Below are 16,445 nucleotides of genomic sequence, written 5' to 3'. Positions count from 1 at the left end.
CCCCACCCCGCGCCTCACTCCCCGAACACGAACTCCGGCTCCGCCGCCGTCAGCAGCGCCGCCTTCGGCGCCACGCCCCACAGCCGCTCCATCTCCCCCTGAACCGCACCCGTCAGCTCCGCCACATCCGCCGCAGCCGTCTCGTGCACCGCCTCCGCCACCACCAGCACCCGGCGCGTCGCCTCGCCGACCGCCGAATACCCGCTCTGCCGGTTGGTCCAGCGCCGCGCGTGCGCCCGCCCCGCCGAGTCGGCGAACGTCACCTCCCCCGCCGCCGGATGCTCGCTGCCACCGCCGAACGTCGTGTACGTCTCGTCGCCGCGCGCCCGGCGCACCTCCAGCCACGGCTCCGCGATCCGGTCCACATCCAGTACCGCGACCGGAATCGCATACGCCACGGAGACCGCGTTGCACAGGTCCACCACCGGGTGAATCCGCGGCAGCGACCCCTCCCGCCGCAGCCGCCGCAGCAGCGACTCCGACGCGCACCGGTACTGCGTCGGCCGCAGCCCCAGCCGCGTGTACGTCCGCCGCCAGGCCCGTACCTCGGGGAACTCCCCCTCCGTGCCCGCCGCCAGCCGCCCCCGCGCGACGTCCGTGTACGCCGCGACCCGCGCCTCCAGCTCCGCACCCGCCGCCGGCCCGGGAGCACCCCCGCCCGGCCCGGCCGCGTCGCCGCCGCCGAACTCCCCGTACAGCACCCCCGCCACCAGCTCCGGAAACTCCGCCCGCAGCTCCTCCGCATGCCCGAACCGCATCGTCACGCCACCGCCAGCTTCGCGCCCAGCCCCACGAACGACACCGCGAACACCCGCCGGATCCCCGCCATCACCCGCGGCCGCCCCAGCACGTGCCCCCGTACGGCCGCCGCGCACAGCCCGTACGCCACGAACACCGCGAACGTCAATCCCATGAACACCGCGCTCAGCCGCAGCATCGCCGCCACCGATCCCTCCTGGCCCGCCGGCACGAACTGCGGCAGGAACGCCACGAAGAACATCGTCAGTTTCGGGTTGAGCACGTTGAGCAGCACGCCCGAGACGATCACCCGCCCCACCGGCCGCGGCCCGGCCGCCGCGGCGTCCTCGACGACGAGGGCCTCCTTGTCGCGCAGCGTCGACCACGCCATGTACAGCAGGTACGCGACGCCCAGGTACTTCACCACCTCGAACGCCACGGCGCTGGCGTGCAGCAGCGCCGCCAGCCCGGTGACGGTCGCGACGACGTGCGGGACGGTGCCGAGCGTGCAGGCGAACGCGGCGACCACGCTCGCCCGCCGGCCGTGGGACAGCCCGGCGGCGAGGGTGTAGACCACGCCGGTGCCCGGCGTGACGACCACGACGAGCGTGGTCAGCAGGAAGGCGATGCTCAAGGAGGGCCTCCGGCGGTGGCGATTCGGCTAGGGCGGAACGGCACCCAGCCTCGTCCACCGATGGCCTGTCGGGCAGAGCCAAAGAGGACCGAGATCACGAGTCCATAACTAGGGCACCCCTTCGGCGTCCACCCCCGCCGCCACCATGTCCGCGAACGCCCGGGCCAGCGGGGACAGCGCCGCCCACCGCCGCACCGCCCACCCCGCCCACAGCGGCGGCAGCTCCGGTACGGGTACCAGCCGCACTCCCGGATGCCTCCCGTCCCGCCACCCCGGCAGCTCCGGTACGACGGCGTAGCCGAGCCCCAGCTCCGCCAGCAGGATCGCCGTGTCCCAGTCCGCGACCGACGTGTCGAACGCCGGCAGCCGCACCCCCGACTCCGCGAACCACGTCTCCAGATGCGCCCGCGAACTAGAGTTGCCCGGCAGCCCGATGAGCCGCACCGCCGCCAGGTCCGCCGCCCCCACCGCCGACCGCTCCGCCAGCGGATCGCCCTCCCGTACGGCCAGCACCCACCGCAGCTCCGCCGCGCGCCGCAGCTCCACCCCCCGTACCGGCGCGGCGATCGTGATCCACGCCAGGTCGGCGCCGCCTGCGGCCAGCGCGGCGACGCAGCCGCGGCTGGAGTTCTCCGTCTGGAACTCCAGGCTGACCTGCGGATACCGCTCGCGGAACGCGACGACCGCCGCCGACATGAAGTGCCGTACGGTCGTCGCCCCCGTCGTCACCCGCACCGAGCCGCCGTCCCCGCGTGCCAGGTCGCGCAGCCGCCGCAGCGCGTGGTCCACGCCGCCGATGCCCTCGGCGGCGGCGCCGCGCAGCAGCTCCCCGGCGTGCGTGGGCACCACCCCGCGCGGATGCCGCTCCACGAGGCTGAGGCCGACCTCCCGCTCCAGCCGCTTGACGTGCTGGCTGACGGCCGACTGCGTACAGCCCAGCTCCCGCGCCACCGCGCTCAGGCTCCCCGCCCGGCAGACGGCGACGAACACCCGCAGGTCGTCCAGAGTCATGCGCGTCAAGCTAACCCTTGGGGACGTGCAAGAACACCCGAGGATTGACTTGGAGGGACCGCCGCGCCCACGATGACCACGGTCTTCGCTGTACGCACCATCCGGAACGGGGCACCGCCCCGCACCCCGCCGGGAGCACCCCGCCGGAGCCGACCCAACGGAACGAGGACGCCGCCGTGGAACCGCTCGAAGCCGCCGCGCTCGCCGGCGCCGGACTCGTCGCCGGCGGCATGAACGCGGTCGTCGGCTCCGGCACCCTGATCACCTTCCCGACGCTCCTCGCCCTCGGCTACCCGCCGGTCCTCGCGAACGTCTCCAACACCGTCGGCCTCGTCCCCGGCGTCGTCGGCGCCGTCTACGGCTACCGGCGCGAGCTGCGCGGCCAGCGGCGCCGCATACTGCGCTTCGGCACCGCCTCCCTCGTCGGCGGCCTGGCCGGCGCGCTGCTGCTCCTGCAACTGCCCGCCGAGGCGTTCCAGGCAGTGGTCCCCGCGCTGATCCTGACGGCCTGCGCCCTGGTCCTCCTCCAGCCCGTCCTCAGCCGCAGGCTCGCGGAGCGCAGCGAGGACGACGACAAGGACGGCGGCACCCCGATGTGGTTCGGCGTCCTCGGTACCGGCATCTACGGCGGCTACTTCGGGGCCGCCCAGGGCGTCATCCTCATGGGACTGTTCGGCACCTTCGTCCGCGACGACCTGCAGCGCCTCAACGCCGTCAAGAACGTCCTCGCCGCCCTCGTCAACGCGGTCGCGTCGATCGTCTTCATCATCGTCACCGACGTGGACTGGACGGCGGCCGGCATCATCGCCATCGGCTCCACGCTCGGCGGCTTCCTCGGCGCGCACCTGGGCCGCAAGCTCACCCCGACCCTGATGCGCACGATCATCGTCACTGTCGGGACCACCGCCGCGCTCACGATGATCATCCGCTGACGGCAGAGCCGCCGCGCCCCGGAGGCCACAGGGGGCGCGCCCCGCGGGTACGCGCCTAGCCGAACAGCCGGTCCAGCACCGTCGCGATGCCGTCCTCGTCGTTCGACCCCGTCACCTCGTCCGCGACCGCGCGCAGCTCCGGGTGCGCTCCCGCCATCGCCACCCCGTGGCCGGCCCAGCGGAACATCGGTATGTCGTTGGGCATGTCCCCGAAGGCGATCGTCTCCGCGCCCTTCACCCCGAGGCGGCGGGCCGCGAGCGACAGGCCCGTGGCCTTGTCCAGCCCGTGGGGGAGCACCTCGACGGTGTCGGCGCCGGCCAGGACCACCTCGACGAGGCCGCCGACCGTGTCGCGGGCCGCGGCCGTCAGCGCGTCGTCGTCCAGCTCCGGGTGCTGGATGTAGAGCTTGCCGATCGGCTGGGCCCACAGCTCGGCGCGCTCCGCCACCCGGCGGACCGGCAGGTCCTCACGGGCCACCGCGCGGAAGCCGGGGCCGAAGAGCACCTCGCCCGCGAGCCCGTCCGCGCTGGCGGCCACCGCGACCTCGCCGACCTCGGCCTCCAGCTTCGCCACCGCGTCGGCGGCGAGACGCCGGTCGAGGGTCACGGAGGTCAGCAGCCGGTGGGCGCCCGCGTCGTACACCTGCGCGCCCTGGCCGCAGACCGCCAGGCCCTCGTAGCCCAGCTCGTCCAGTATGTGCCGGGTCCAGGCCACGGCCCGGCCGGTGACGACGATGTGCGCCGCGCCCCGGGCGCATGCCGCCTCGATCGCCTCGCGCGTGCGCGGCGAGACCGTCTCGTCGCTGCGCAGCAGCGTGCCGTCGAGGTCGGTGGCGATGAGCCGGTACGGAAGCCCGCCGCTCATTTCGCGACCGGCTCGAGCAGCTCGCGCCCGCCCAGATACGGCCGCAGCACCTCAGGCACCACCACCGAGCCGTCCGGCTGCTGGTGCGTCTCCAGGATCGCCACGATCGTCCGCGGCACCGCGCACAGCGTCCCGTTCAGCGTCGCCAGCGGGCGGGCCGCCTTCTTCTGGCCCTGCCCGTCGCGCATCCGCACCGACAGCCGCCGCGCCTGGAACTCCCCGCAGTTCGACGTCGACGTCAGCTCCCGGTACTTGCCCTGCGTCGGGATCCACGCCTCGCAGTCGTACTTCCGCGCCGCCGACGCGCCCAGGTCGCCCGAGGCCACGTCGATCACCCGGTACGCCAGGCCGAGCCCCGACAGCCACTGCTTCTCCCAGTCCAGCAGCCGCGCGTGCTCCGCCTCCGCGTCCTCCGGGGCCACGTACGAGAACATCTCGACCTTGTCGAACTGATGCACCCGGATGATGCCGCGGGTGTCCTTGCCGTGCGAGCCCGCCTCGCGGCGGAAGCAGGGCGAGAACCCCGCGTAGCGCAGGGGCAGCCGGTCGGCCTCGATGATCTCGTCCATGTGGTACGCCGCGAGCGTGACCTCCGAGGTGCCGACGAGGTAGAAGTCGTCGCGCTCCAGGTAGTACACGTCCTCGGCGGCCTGGCCGAGGAAGCCCGTGCCCTCCATGGCGCGCGGCTTGACCAGCGCGGGCGTGAGCATCGGGGTGAAGCCGGCGGCGGTGGCCTGGGCGATCGCCGCGTTGACCAGCGCCAGCTCCAGCAGGGCGCCGACGCCCGTCAGGTAGTAGAACCGCGAGCCGGAGACCTTCGCGGCACGTTCGGTGTCGATGGCGCCGAGGATGCGGCCCAGCTCCAGGTGGTCGCGCGGCTCGAAGCCCTCGGCGGCGAAGTCGCGCGGGGTGCCGACGGTCTCCAGCAGCGTGAAGTCGTCCTCGCCGCCCACGGGCACGTCGGGATGCACCACGTTCGCCAGGCGCAGCAGCAGGGCCTGCGTCTCGGCGGCGGCCTCGTCCTGCGCGGCGTCGGCGGCCTTGACGGCGGCGGACAGCTCGCCGGTGCGCCGCAGCAGCTCCTGCTTCTCCTCGCCCTGCGCGCGCGGGATCAGCTTGCCGAGCTGCTTCTGCTCGGCCCGCAGCTCGTCGAAGCGCGTACTGGACGACCTGCGCCGCTCGTCGGCGGAGAGCAGCGCGTCGACGAGGCCGACGTCCTCTCCACGGGCGCGCTGCGACGCGCGCACTCGGTCGGGGTCCTCACGGAGCAGGCGAAGGTCAATCACGCCAGCCAGGTTACCGGGGTACGAGGACCGGCTCGACGCCGATTTCCACCCCTGTGGATTTCTCGGCGCTTTGCGGTGAATAGCCGGTTTCGCGAAGCACGCTTCCCGGCGTACGGAGAAAAGGGGCGGGATGGTGCAATCAGGACATAAAGCCAGCGGACGTCCGCGGCGCGCACGGCAGTTGAGGAATCCTTTTCCACAGGTGGCCGCGGATCCCCAAAGTTATCCACAGGCGGGGGAGGTGGCCTGTGGAAGTCGGTGAAGATCGTTCCACCGGGCCGGTGCTGGCGCAGGAATTCCCCGATACGCCCCCGGCTACACACCCTTTGGAGCGGAATTGCCTACCGCCTTAGAGTGGATCAAGGGAATTCCCGTGACGAGTAACCATCTGAGCAGTTGGACGCCGGAAATCAGTCACTAGACAGATTTGTCGACATTGCCTGTTCGGGCTCCGGAGTTATACACAGCCAACGCCGACAGCCTGTGGATAACTCTGCGAACTGTGCACAGACCCCAGGTCAGGCCCGGCCGTCCAGACACCGCGTCAGCCAGTCGGACGCCTCCACGAAGGCCGTGTCCGACGTCCCCGCCCGCAGCGGCAGCACGTCCGCCGGCGACAGCCCTGCGCGCGGGTACGAACCGAGGAACCGCACCCGCGGGCAGATCCGCTTCAGCCCCATCATCGCCTCGCCCACCCGGCGGTCGGTGATGTGCCCCTCGCAGTCCACCGAGAAGCAGTACCGCCCGATGCCCTCGCCCGTCGGCCGCGACTCGATGCGCAGCAGGTTGACGCCGCGCACCGCGTACTCCTGGAGCAGCTCCATCAGCGCGCCCGGGTGGTCGTCGCCGAGCCAGATCACGACCGACGTCTTGTCCGCGCCCGTCGGCGCCGCCGGCCGCGCCGGGCGGCCGACGAGGACGAACCGGGTCTCCGCGTTCTCCGCGTCGTGGATGTCGGAGACCAGCGGCTCCAGCCCGTACACCGACGCCGCGAACTCGCCCGCGAACGCCCCGTCCACCCGCCCCTCCTGCACCTGGCGCGCGCCGTCCGCGTTCGACGCCGACGACTCCCACACCGCGTCCGGCAGGTGCCCCGCCAGCCAGCGCCGCACCTGCGGCTGCGCCACCGGGTGCCCGGTGACCGTCTTGATGTCCGCCAGCTTCGTCCCCGGCCGCACCAGCAGCGCGAACGCGATCGGCAGCAGCACCTCGCGGTAGATCATCAGCGGCTCGCCGAGCGCCAGCTCGTCGAGCGTGGCGGTCACGCCGCCCTCCACGGAGTTCTCGATCGGCACCAGCGCCCCCGCGGCACCCCCGCTGCGCACCGAGTCCAGCACCGCCGGCACCGAGACCATCGGCACCAGCTCGCGTGTCGCCGCCTCCGGGAGGGTGCGCAGCGCGGCCTCGGTGAAGGTGCCCTCGGGGCCGAGATAGGTGAAGCGGCTGGCGGACATGGGGGCGGCTCCTCGTGGGCGGTCGGCGAGACGGCCACGATACCCACGGGCGAGGGGCGGGGGGCGCCGGTCCGGGGAACGGACGATCATGGAGCGGCCCCGGTGCGGAAGCCGGACGCCCGTGCCGTACGAACCGGAGGGGCCCTGCCCGTAAGAACCGGGCGGCCTCTGCCGTACGCCCCTTACCGGCCCCCGTTCAGCCCTCCAGCAGCCGCTGCCCCACGTACTCGTCCTCCGCCGCCCCGCCCGGCACCGCGAACAGCCCGCTCGCCTCGTGCCGCAGGAAGCGCGACAGCCCGTCGCCCCGGTCCAGCTTGCGCTGCACCGGCACGAACCCCTTCAGCGGATCCGCCTGCCAGGCGACGAACAGCAGCCCGGTATCGGGCACCGGTCCGTCCTTGGTGTCCAGATAGCCGTCGTGGTACGAGAACGAGCGGCGCAGCATCGTCGCCCCGCCGTTCGACTCCGGCGCCGCCACCCGTACATGCGCGTCCCCCGCGATGGCGAGGGAGCCGTCCGCGAGTTGTTTGTTCATGTCCACCGGCGTCGTCTCCTCCCCGCCCGACAGCGGGGCACCGTCCGACCTGCGGCGCCCGATGACGCGCTCCTGCCGCTCCCGCGACAGGTGGTCCCAGGTGTCGAGCAGCATCCGGATCCGGCGGAACACGGCGTACGAGCCGCCCGCCAGCCACTCCTGCCCGCCGCCCGCGGACGCGGGCACGAAGACGTGCTTGTCGAAGTCCGGGTCCTCGGGCTTCGGGTTGTTGGTGCCGTCGACCTGCCCCATCAGGTTGCGTGCCGTACGGGGCCTGTCGGTGGCCCCCGGGGTGCGGTTGAAGCCGCTCATCTGCCAGCGCAGCACCGCCGCGTCGCCCGCCCGGCGCTGGAGCGTGCGCAGCGCGTCGAACGCCACCAGGGCGTCGTCTGCGCCGATCTGCAGCCACAGGTCGCCGTCGCTGCGCCGCCCGTCCAGCGCGTCGGCGGAGAACGGCGGCAGCGGGGCGAGCCCGTCGGGGCGCCGGCCGGCCAGCCCTGTGCGGTCGAAGAACGTCCGCCCGAAGCCGAACGTCACGGTCAGCGCCGCGGGCCCGGCGTCGAGCGCGCTGCCGGTGCCGGCCGCCGCCCCCTTGCCCTCGCTCAGCTCGCGGGCCGTCGCCGACCACCGCTTGAGCAGCGCCGCCGCCTCCTTGCGCCCCGCGCCCGGGGCCAGGTCGAAGGCGGCGAAGTGGCCCGCGGCCTGCAGCGGGGTGGTGATGCCCGCCTGGTGCGTGCCGTGGAACGGCACCCCGGTCGCGCCGATCGACGTCAGCGGCGCGGGGGGCGCGTCCCGCAGCGCCTCGGCGGCGGCCGCGCCGGAGGCGCCGCCGGCGAGGAGCCCCGCCGCCCCGGCGGCCCCCGCCGCGCCGACGAGGCGGCGGCGGGAGACCGGGTGCCGGGGGGTTTCTGCCGTCTCTGTGTCCGGTGCGGTACGGGCGGAACGTGTCGAACTCACGGGATCGTCAACTTCTTCTCTTCTGTCACCTGGTCGATGGGCGAGGTGCGCACGGTCATCCGGAGGGTCCACTCCCCGGGCATCGGGAGCTGCACGCCGGTGGCGGCCCAGTGCCCGTTCTCGACGGGGGTGGGCGTGACGTCGAGCGGGCCGACGTTCTTCTCCTCCAGGGTGAAGGAGAGCCGTACCTCGGGGACATTGAGGAGCTGGTTGTTGGCGTCCGTGAGGTAGATGTGCAGTTGGTTGTCGCCGGTACGACCCGGGTCCACGGTGACCTCCGCGGTCCCGGCGCCGCCCTGCCCGCCCGTGTCGTACGGGATCTTCACCTTGACCGGCCCGACCGGCTGCCGCTGCGCCGACTCGGCCGCGGCCTGCTCGGTCTCGGCCCTGCCGGGCTGGGTTCCCGTCAGGAGCGTCACGACGGAGAGCAATACGACGGCGAGACCGGTCTCGACAAGGACCGACTGGCGCAGGCCCCGGCGCACGGGGTCGGAGTCGCGCTCCTTGCGCGCGCGGGTCGCGTCGACGGCGGCCCGCTGGCGGGCGAGCTGAGCGGCACGGTCGGGGTCGTCGCCGGCGCGGGACCCGGCGTCGCTGCCGGCCCCGGCATCCGCGTCGGGCCCGTCGCCGGAGACGTCGTCATCCTGTACGGAGCCGGAGCCGGAGCCGGAACGCGCGCCGGAGCCCTGCGCCGGCACCGTGACGCCGTCCGACGTCCCGCCGCCGGAGGCGATCGCCGCCGTGCCGGAACTGCCCGCTCCGCCCGCCTCCGCGGTGGCGCCTGCGTGCACGAGCTGCGGCTGCGCCGGCTCGCCCTCCTCCTCCGCGCGCGCCGCGAGCCCCGAACCCGCCAGCCGGTGGGTCCAGCGCCGCGACGTCCAGCCCGCGGTGATCAGCACCGCGACCAGCCCCAGCTTCACCAGCAGCAACTGCCCGTACGACGTGTCCGTCAGCGCGCCCCAGCTCCCCAGCCCGCGCCACGCCTGGTACAGCCCCGTCGCGGCGAGGACCGACACCGACGTCAGCGCCAGCCGCGAGAAGCGGCGTATGACGTACGACGGGACCCGCGGCCCGAGGCGCAGGCTCAGCGCCAGCGAGGCGAGGCCGCCGAGCCAGACGGCGACGGCCAGCAGGTGCAGCATCGTCATCGGCACGGCCAGCCACGGCTGGATGCCGGTGGAGGCGTGCTCGGCCATGCCCCACGTCGCGGCGAGGCCGACGGCGACCACGCCGCCGCCGAGCCCGAGGCCGATGGCCAGGTCGCGGCTGCGCGCGGCGTCGTCCCCGGCGGCGGCAGACTGCGCGGCGGAGGCGGCGGCCTCGGCCGGCTCGGTTGCCGACTCGGCGGCGTCCGGCCCGGCGGCAGCGTCGGAGCCGGAGTCCGTACCCGTACCCGTACCCGTACCCGTACCGGCATCCTCACCGGCATCCGCGCCCGCGCCCGCTTTCGCCTCCGCGCGCGCGGCCTTCGCGCCGGGCGCGCTCTCCCGCCCGTACACCCCGAACAGCACCGCCAGCACCACCGCCGCCGCGCCCAGCAGCAGCAGCCGCGACAGCAGCGCCGTGCCCGGCCGGGTCTCCAGCACGTCGCGCAGCGAGTCGAGCCCGAAGTCCGCGCCCGTGTACGGCCCGCGCAGCAGCAGCAGCGCCACGGTGGCGGCGAACAGCAGCGCCCAGCCGCCGGTCGCCACCCGGCGCACGACCCGGTTGCGCCCGCCGCACACGCCCGCGAACACGGCGCCGCCGACGAGCAGCACGAAGCCCCCGTACGCCACGTAGCGAGCGGTGTCGTACAGCGCCTTGGCGCTGCCGTTGTCCTCGCCCGCCTCGGACACCGCCACCGTCGTCTTCGACGGCTTGCCCACGGAGAACGTGAAGGCGCCGGAGATGGGGTGGCTGTCGGCGGACACGGTCTTCCAGACCACGGTGAACGTGCCGTCCGGCAGCCCTGGGCGCAGCGCGGCCGTCGCCGTCTTGGCGTTGCCGTCGACGTGGGCGGCGCCGCCCTTGGTGACGTCGTTGCCGTCGGGGTCGAGGACGCGGATGGCGTCGTCGGCCAACTGGACGCCCTCGGAGAAGTCGAGTGTGACGGCCTGCGGGGCCTCCTGGACGACGGAGCCCTCGGCGGGGTCGGTGCCGGTGAGCGCGGCGTGCGCCGCGGCGGGGGTGGCGCCGGGCACGAGGACGCACAGCACGGCGGCGACGGCGGCGCACAACGCCCCGAGCGCACGCCCGCGATGCGCGCCCTTGCGATGCATCGACCGCCGGCGGATCGGTGCGCGGCGGGCTCGGTGGAGCTGTCCGGTTGGGGTCATGACACGCCTCTCACTCCGCGGGGCGGTACGTCGTCGGCTGCACCGGCACCTCGACCTCGATCGGCTCCGACTCGGCGAAGTGCAGCACGAAGGACACCTTCTCGCCAACCTCCGGCCGGCGATCCAGCTTCTCCAGCATCAGATGGGCGCCGCCGCGGGCGAGGGTCAGCTCGCCGCCCGCGGGCACGTCGAAGCCGTCGACGGCGCGCATCCGCTCGCCTTCGGTGGTGTGCATGGTGACGTCGTCGGCGAGGTCGGTGCTGACGGCGGTGAGCCGGTCGTCGGCCGCGCCGTCGTTGCGTACGGTCAGATAGCCGGCGGCGAGGTCCTTCATCACCGGCTGCGGTACGAAGCCGGCCCCGGCGCGCAGCCGGGGCCCGGAGCCCGGTCCGGAGCCGGAGCCGTCGCCGGACTCCGCCTTCCTCCCCGTACCGGCGTCGTCACCGGAACATGCGGTCAGGCCGAGGGCGAGGGACAGGGCACCAGCAGTAACTACTGATACCCGTCGCCTGCGCCTCACGGGTTCTGCCCCTTCACCAGCTTCGGCATGTCCTTCGCGTACTGGTCGGCCGTCACCCCGGCCAGATACAGCACGTGTGCCTTGTCATCCTTCGGCGAGTACGCCAGCACCTCCGCGCCGTGGCTGACGGTGATGCTGCCGTCCTTCTCCTTCACCGGCTTCTCCAGGTGCACGCCCACGCTCCGCGCGGCGTCCCTGACCGCGGCGAAGTCGCCGGTGAGGCCGATGAAGTCCTTGTCCTGGGCGTCGAGCCACGTGCCCATCCGCTTCGGGGTGTCCCGCTCGGGGTCGGTGCTGACCATGACGACCTGCAGCTCGTCCTGCTCGGCGCGGGGCAGCTTCTGCTTGGCGATGGCGATGTCGCTCATCGTCGTGGGACAGACGTCGGGGCAGTTGGTGTAGCCGAAGAAGAGGAGGGTGGGCTTGCCCGCCGTCTCGGCGACGAGGTCGTACTCCTCGCCCTCCGTATCGGTCAGGACGAGGTCCGGTTTCTCCTTCGGGGTGTCGAGGACGACACCGGGTTTGCTGCTGCCGCCGGAGATCTCCACGGCGGGTTTGGCGCCGTCGTCGCCGGAGTCGGAGCCGCAGGCGGTGAGGGTGAGGGCCGCGGCGGCGGCGAGGGCCGCGGCGGCGTAGGCGGTGGTCGTACGGGTTGTGCGCATGCTGTTGATCCTTGAGGGCTCGCGGGTGGCCCGCCCGGTGCTGCCGGCCGGGCCACCCCTTGCGTATACGTGCCGGGTGCGGGTGCCGCGCCTACTGCGCCGCGGACGAGCCGCCCGCGCTGCCGCTGCCCGCGCCGCGGCGTCGCGACAGCACGCCGAACGCGACGCCGCCGGCGCCGAGCACGATGCCGACGACGCCCAGCGTGCGGGCCATGGTGTCGGAGGAACTGCCGTCGTCGGCGGCGCTGTCGTCGGTGCCCTCGCCCTCGGCGGCGGCGGGTTCGGCGTCGTCGCCGTTCCCGGCGTCGTCGGCGTCGTCGTCACCGGCGCCGCCGTGGCCGCCGTCCTCCGCGGGGGTCAGGGCCAGCACGGGCGCCGGGCTCTCCGGCTCCTCCGCGCCCTCCCCGGGGACCTCGATCCAGCGGACGACCTCGTCGTTGTCGTACGTCTGGACCGCCTTGAACACCAACTGGTCGGCGTCCTCGGGCAGCGCGCCCATGGAGACCGGGAACCGCTGGAACGTCCCCGGCTCGACCTTCCCGCCGGACCACGTGACCTTGCTGACCGCCTCGGTGATCTTCTCGCCGTGCGACTCGATCGGGGTGTCGAGCTTGGCCTGCTCCACCTTCACGTCCCAGCCGGGCACGGGCTCGGGCATGACGGACGTCAGCGGGTGGTCGGTCGGCAGGGTGACCTCCAGCTTGATCGTGGAGGCGTCGTCGCGCTCGTTGGGCACCTTGAAGTTGACGGTGGCGTACCCGCCCTGCTCCGCCTCGCCGGGGTCGATACTGACGTGCGCGGCGGCCGGCCCGGCGAGGAACAGGACGGCGCCGGCGGCGACGGCGGTGCTGACGGACATTCGCCGCATACGGGATGACTTCATGACTTACACACTCCGGTGGGTGTGGATGGATTGGGGGTTGGCGCGCGTGCGGCAGCGGCGCGACCACCCGCTCACCCGAAGCCCTGCGCCCGCGTTCGCCCGTGTCGTATGGGGCGTGCGGCGCGTGGGCCGTAAGCCGGAAGGGGTGCCGTCGCGTCAGGCCGCGAGGGCGAAGGCCGGGGGCCCGCGGCGTACGACGGTGTGCTGCAGTTCGCGTACGGTACGGGCGCTCCGCTCGTCGTACGCGGTCGCCGCCCCGGGGCGCAGGTCCGGCCGGCCCGCGCCGTCGAACCCGGCGTCGAGGGCCCGCCGGTAGCGCACGGCGGCGCGCAGCGGGGCGAGGCCGGCGCCGGTGGCGAGGTGCAGCAGCGTCGTGAGCGCCGCGTCGCCGCGGCGCAGCAGCCACCCGGCGGTGAGGGCGGCGAGGAGGTGGCCGAGGACCATCGGCAGGGAGTACGTGGACAGGTCGAACGCGGCGCCGAGTCCTTCGCCGATCCCGCCGCCGTCCGCGGCGTGCCCGGCGCCCGTACGGCTGCCGGCGCCGGCGTCCGGGTCGAGCCCGGCGTTGGTGACGATCTCCCGGGCGCGGCCCTCGGTGAGGTTCATGGCGGCGTCGTTGCACAGCAGCCGCCGGGCGAGGTCGAGGGCGGCACTGCCGCCGTCGCCGCCGGAGCCGCCCGCGTGCGCACCGCCGTGGCCCCCGGCCGCGGTGCCGACGGCGCAGTGCTGCCCGAGCCCGAAGACCCCGTGCAGCCCGATCTGCCCCCCCGCCAGCAGCGCCGCGATCCCGGGCAGCGACCGCTCCCTCCCGGCCAGCGGCACGGCCACCGCGAACACCAGCGCCGCGGCGACGCCGAGCGTCCACAGCGGCACCGTCTCGTTCGAGGCCAGCACGTGCCCGCCCGCGGACAGCGCGACGCAGACCGCGGTGAACACCGCGGCCCGCAGAAGGCGCAGCTCCGCGGTGGCGGGAGCGTGAGGGACAGCCATGGCGGGCGCCATCATCTCACCGCACGGCCGTACGGACCCCACCGGGGCGCCGGTCGGCCGGATCCGGGCCAGGACATCTCCCACCCCGAAAGGCGGAAGAAACCCCTCCGCCGAATGAGGGTTCTCACGCAACTCGCGTGCTTACGGTGCCGACACAAGGGTTATACGTACCGTATGTCGGGGTGGCGGCCAGGAGGCTGAACGCATGAGCATGTGGTGGTCCCTGCGACTGCGCCGGGAGGCGGCCAGCGTCCCGCTCGCCCGCCGCCTGCTGGTCGGCGCGATGGAGACGGCCGGGGTGGACCCGGATGTCGCCTTCGACCTCTCCCTCGCCCTCACCGAAGCGTGCGCCAACGCCGTCGAACACGGCGGCGCGGCCCCCGGCGAGGACTACCGCGTCACCGCCTGCTTCGACGGCGACCGCTGCCACATCGAGGTCATCGACTCCGGCCCCGGCTTCGCCACCCCCGCCCCACCCCCCGACTCACCCGCCACGCCCCCGCCCCTGACCGACACGGGCGCTGAGGGCGGCCGCGGCCTGTTCCTGATCGCGGAGCTGAGCGACCACGTCGACATCCGCGACCGCCCGGGCCGCGGCGCGGTGGTGAGCTTCGACAAGATCCTCAAATGGCGCGAGGACGCGCCACTCCAGGCGGCCTGACTGACAGGCTGCCGCTCTGACCAGCTACTTCGACCGGATCAGGTCGTGAAATCCAGGACTTCAGGTCACTGCGAACGACCCGGAATCAGGCTGCCAGGGCACATTGAGGGCACAGGTGCGCATGATCTTGCTTCGCTGTGCCCCCGCCCGGTGGCGGTGCGAAGGCCGCATCGATGGCCTGGCGGGTGCGGGCCTCGCTCTGCGGCATGAGGTGGGTGTACGTCCGGAGGGTGAAGCCGGGATCGGAGTGCCCGAGGTACTCGGAGAGAGCCTTGATGCTCTCCCCGGCGTCGAGGAGCACGGAGGCGTAGGCGTGACGCAGTGCGTGCATGCCGTCGTCCGGCGCCGCGGCGTAGCGCGGTGAGCCCTTCTCCCGCGGCGGTATGACGCCGGCCGCGGCGAGGGCGGCCTTCCAGTCGTACTGGTTGAAGACGCTGCGGTGGTACCCCTTGCCTTCGTCCGTCGTGAAGAGCAGCCGGAACGTGCGCACCTCACCGTCGGGCGTCCGCCACGGGAGGGCGACCCGCTTCGGTGAGAACCTCTTGATGTGCTGCTCCAGCACCCTGGCCAGTTCCTCCGGGAGCGGGACCTCCCGCACTCGGTCGCCCTTGGGCAGGGCGAAGACCATCGTTGACCTGACGAGTTTGATCTGCCGGTTCACCCGGACCAGTTTCCTGGCGAAGTCGATGTCCTCGACCGCCATGCCGAATGCCTCGCCCTGGCGAAGACCGCAGCCGAAGGTGAGTTTTCCGCCCGCCTGGAACCGCTCAGGCAGTTGGTCGATGACGGCGTGCACCCGCTCGATCGTCCATGGCACGACCTTCTTCCTCGGCTTTCGCGGCAGCTTGACCGAGTTCGCCTTGCACGGGTTCTTGACGATCAGCCCGTCGTCGACTGCGGCGTCGAGGACGGCCGTGAGGATGGAGGCGGCCCAGGCGATCGTGGATGCTTCCAGCCCGGCCTGTTGCAGCTTCTTCACCCACCCTTGGATGAGTGACGGCTGCGAGAGCGAGCGCAGTTCATAGCGTCCGAGGTGGGGCTCTATGTGGTTGCGGACCACTCCCTCGTAGGCGTCCACGGTCCCCATCCCGGCGGTCGCGGCTGCGAGCCATCGCTGGGCGTACCGCTGCAGGGTGATCTTCCCGGCACCCGGGTCGATGTAGGTGCCCTGCCGCAGATCGTTGCCGACGGAGTCCGCCGCGGCTTCCGCGTCGACCTTCCGGTCGAAGTTCAGGGCCCGCTGCTCACCGCTGGAATCGCGATAGCGGACCTGCCAGCGCTTCCCCTTGCCGTGTGCGCTGGTCGGGACCTTGCCCTTGTGCTCAGGGCATTCCGTGTCGTCCTTCTTCGGATACGTCTTGTGCCAGTGGTCGTAGACGTCAGCCATCGAGCAGGGCCTCCTTGAGGTCGTCCAGCAGGTGGATGAGTTCGGTCTTGTTCAGGTGGCCCAGCGGATTCGGGCCCGGGGGGTTGCCTCCCTTCGTGACGAGGTGGTCGGCACGGCGGCCTTCAGGCCGGGTGCGGAGGGCGTGGTCGAGCGCGCTGTCGTCCTCTTGCGGGAGGAGGGGGTGGATGCCGTCGGCCCAGTCCCAGGCGTGGCGGGTGGTGACTTCGCCGGCGCCGGTGACGGTGGTGGTCGTGTCGTCGGCGACCGGGGGCAGCAGGAGGGCGGCGGGGGAGACGCCGAGGGCTGCGGCGAGGGCGGCGAGGTCGTCGACGTCGCAGCGGCGGTCGCCGCGTTCGATCTTGCTCAGTGCGGTGGAGGGGATGGGGCGGCCCAAGTCGGTCAGGCGCTCGGCGAGTTGGCGCTGGGAGAGGCCGAGGAGGGTGCGGATGCGTTCGATGTTGGTGGCGGTCTGACGGCCGGTGGGGCCGATCTCCACGGGGCGGGTTGCCATGACCGCGATGTTGACCTGGACGGCGGGTCTCAGGCAAGTCCCAGTGTACGGCTTCGGGGTGCGGAGCCGGGGCGGTCGGCGGGGTGCGGCGGGGAACATAGACG

General features: G+C 73.2%; 16 protein-coding genes. 2 read left to right on the top strand and 14 right to left on the bottom strand.

Going from position 1 to position 16,445, the window contains the following annotated elements:
• Positions 1-14: 14 nt before the first annotated feature.
• The 3 genes from OG946_RS17290 to OG946_RS17280 all read right to left on the bottom strand — a co-directional run bounded on the left by OG946_RS17290 (position 15) and on the right by OG946_RS17280 (position 2,383).
• Positions 15-758, bottom strand: coding sequence for a B3/B4 domain-containing protein (locus tag OG946_RS17290; RefSeq protein WP_326796984.1), 744 nt, complete (start codon positions 756-758; stop codon positions 15-17).
• A gap of 2 nt (positions 759-760) precedes the next feature.
• Positions 761-1,372 carry a LysE family translocator gene (locus tag OG946_RS17285; RefSeq protein WP_326796983.1) on the bottom strand — a complete coding sequence of 204 codons (612 nt, stop codon included), beginning with the start codon at positions 1,370-1,372 and terminating at the stop codon, positions 761-763.
• Positions 1,373-1,480: 108 nt separating this feature from the next.
• Entirely contained in the window at positions 1,481-2,383 is a 903-nt protein-coding gene (locus tag OG946_RS17280; RefSeq protein ID WP_326796982.1) for a LysR family transcriptional regulator, read from the bottom strand.
• A gap of 176 nt (positions 2,384-2,559) precedes the next feature.
• Between OG946_RS17280 and OG946_RS17275 the strand changes: the two genes are divergently transcribed.
• A complete protein-coding gene (locus OG946_RS17275) occupies positions 2,560-3,315 on the top strand; it encodes a sulfite exporter TauE/SafE family protein (RefSeq protein WP_326796981.1) in 756 nt (251 codons plus the stop codon).
• Positions 3,316-3,370: 55 nt separating this feature from the next.
• Here the strand turns inward: OG946_RS17275 and OG946_RS17270 are convergent, their stop codons facing one another.
• The 9 genes from OG946_RS17270 to OG946_RS17230 all read right to left on the bottom strand — a co-directional run bounded on the left by OG946_RS17270 (position 3,371) and on the right by OG946_RS17230 (position 13,854).
• Entirely contained in the window at positions 3,371-4,180 is an 810-nt protein-coding gene (locus OG946_RS17270) for an HAD family hydrolase (RefSeq protein WP_326796980.1), read from the bottom strand.
• Positions 4,177-5,466, bottom strand: a complete 1,290-nt coding sequence (gene serS / locus OG946_RS17265; RefSeq protein WP_326796979.1) for a serine--tRNA ligase — start codon at positions 5,464-5,466, stop codon at positions 4,177-4,179. Before serS ends, OG946_RS17270 begins: the two co-directional genes overlap by 4 nt.
• Before the next feature lie 518 nt (positions 5,467-5,984).
• A complete protein-coding gene (gene pheA / locus OG946_RS17260; RefSeq protein ID WP_326796978.1) occupies positions 5,985-6,920 on the bottom strand; it encodes a prephenate dehydratase in 936 nt (311 codons plus the stop codon).
• A gap of 196 nt (positions 6,921-7,116) precedes the next feature.
• Positions 7,117-8,412 carry an iron uptake transporter deferrochelatase/peroxidase subunit gene (gene efeB / locus OG946_RS17255; RefSeq protein WP_326796977.1) on the bottom strand — a complete coding sequence of 432 codons (1,296 nt, stop codon included), beginning with the start codon at positions 8,410-8,412 and terminating at the stop codon, positions 7,117-7,119.
• Entirely contained in the window at positions 8,409-10,727 is a 2,319-nt protein-coding gene (locus tag OG946_RS17250; protein WP_326796976.1) for a copper resistance CopC/CopD family protein, read from the bottom strand. Before OG946_RS17250 ends, efeB begins: the two co-directional genes overlap by 4 nt.
• Positions 10,728-10,737: 10 nt before the next feature.
• Positions 10,738-11,247, bottom strand: coding sequence for a copper chaperone PCu(A)C (locus OG946_RS17245; RefSeq protein ID WP_326796975.1), 510 nt, complete (start codon positions 11,245-11,247; stop codon positions 10,738-10,740).
• Entirely contained in the window at positions 11,244-11,909 is a 666-nt protein-coding gene (locus OG946_RS17240) for an SCO family protein (protein WP_326796974.1), read from the bottom strand. The genes OG946_RS17245 and OG946_RS17240 overlap by 4 nt, the downstream gene beginning before the upstream one ends.
• Before the next feature lie 91 nt (positions 11,910-12,000).
• Entirely contained in the window at positions 12,001-12,777 is a 777-nt protein-coding gene (locus tag OG946_RS17235) for a YcnI family copper-binding membrane protein (RefSeq protein WP_326796973.1), read from the bottom strand.
• Between the two features lie 171 nt (positions 12,778-12,948).
• Positions 12,949-13,854, bottom strand: a complete 906-nt coding sequence (locus OG946_RS17230; RefSeq protein ID WP_326800282.1) for a hypothetical protein — start codon at positions 13,852-13,854, stop codon at positions 12,949-12,951.
• Between the two features lie 133 nt (positions 13,855-13,987).
• Between OG946_RS17230 and OG946_RS17225 the strand changes: the two genes are divergently transcribed.
• Entirely contained in the window at positions 13,988-14,443 is a 456-nt protein-coding gene (locus tag OG946_RS17225; protein WP_326796972.1) for an ATP-binding protein, read from the top strand.
• 85 nt (positions 14,444-14,528) lie between these two features.
• Here OG946_RS17225 and OG946_RS17220 read toward each other — a convergent pair whose 3' ends face one another.
• Together OG946_RS17220 and OG946_RS17215 are read right to left on the bottom strand one after the other, a co-directional pair.
• On the bottom strand, positions 14,529-15,830 hold the full coding sequence (locus OG946_RS17220) for a tyrosine-type recombinase/integrase (protein WP_326796971.1): 1,302 nt from the start codon (positions 15,828-15,830) through the stop codon (positions 14,529-14,531).
• Entirely contained in the window at positions 15,823-16,341 is a 519-nt protein-coding gene (locus tag OG946_RS17215) for a helix-turn-helix domain-containing protein (protein WP_326796970.1), read from the bottom strand. Before OG946_RS17215 ends, OG946_RS17220 begins: the two co-directional genes overlap by 8 nt.
• Positions 16,342-16,445 lie beyond the last annotated feature (104 nt).

This window comes from Streptomyces sp. NBC_01808, from assembly GCF_035917395.1.
In the GTDB taxonomy this organism is placed as follows: domain Bacteria; phylum Actinomycetota; class Actinomycetes; order Streptomycetales; family Streptomycetaceae; genus Streptomyces.
This window is presented reverse-complemented; position numbering and strand designations above follow the sequence as displayed.

Bases quoted from the DNA above. Each gene is read 5' to 3' on its own strand.
- OG946_RS17290 (WP_326796984.1), bottom strand. From the start codon at position 758: ATGCGGTTCGGGCATGCGGAGGAGCTGCGGGCGGAGTTTCCGGAGCTG.
- OG946_RS17280 (WP_326796982.1), bottom strand. From the start codon at position 2,383: ATGACTCTGGACGACCTGCGGGTGTTCGTCGCCGTCTGCCGGGCGGGG.
- OG946_RS17270 (WP_326796980.1), bottom strand. From the start codon at position 4,180: ATGAGCGGCGGGCTTCCGTACCGGCTCATCGCCACCGACCTCGACGGC.
- pheA (WP_326796978.1), bottom strand. From the start codon at position 6,920: ATGTCCGCCAGCCGCTTCACCTATCTCGGCCCCGAGGGCACCTTCACC.
- OG946_RS17250 (WP_326796976.1), bottom strand. From the start codon at position 10,727: ATGACCCCAACCGGACAGCTCCACCGAGCCCGCCGCGCACCGATCCGC.
- OG946_RS17240 (WP_326796974.1), bottom strand. From the start codon at position 11,909: ATGCGCACAACCCGTACGACCACCGCCTACGCCGCCGCGGCCCTCGCC.
- OG946_RS17235 (WP_326796973.1), bottom strand. From the start codon at position 12,777: ATGCGGCGAATGTCCGTCAGCACCGCCGTCGCCGCCGGCGCCGTCCTG.
- OG946_RS17225 (WP_326796972.1), top strand. From the start codon at position 13,988: ATGAGCATGTGGTGGTCCCTGCGACTGCGCCGGGAGGCGGCCAGCGTC.
- OG946_RS17220 (WP_326796971.1), bottom strand. From the start codon at position 15,830: ATGGCTGACGTCTACGACCACTGGCACAAGACGTATCCGAAGAAGGAC.
- OG946_RS17215 (WP_326796970.1), bottom strand. From the start codon at position 16,341: ATGGCAACCCGCCCCGTGGAGATCGGCCCCACCGGCCGTCAGACCGCC.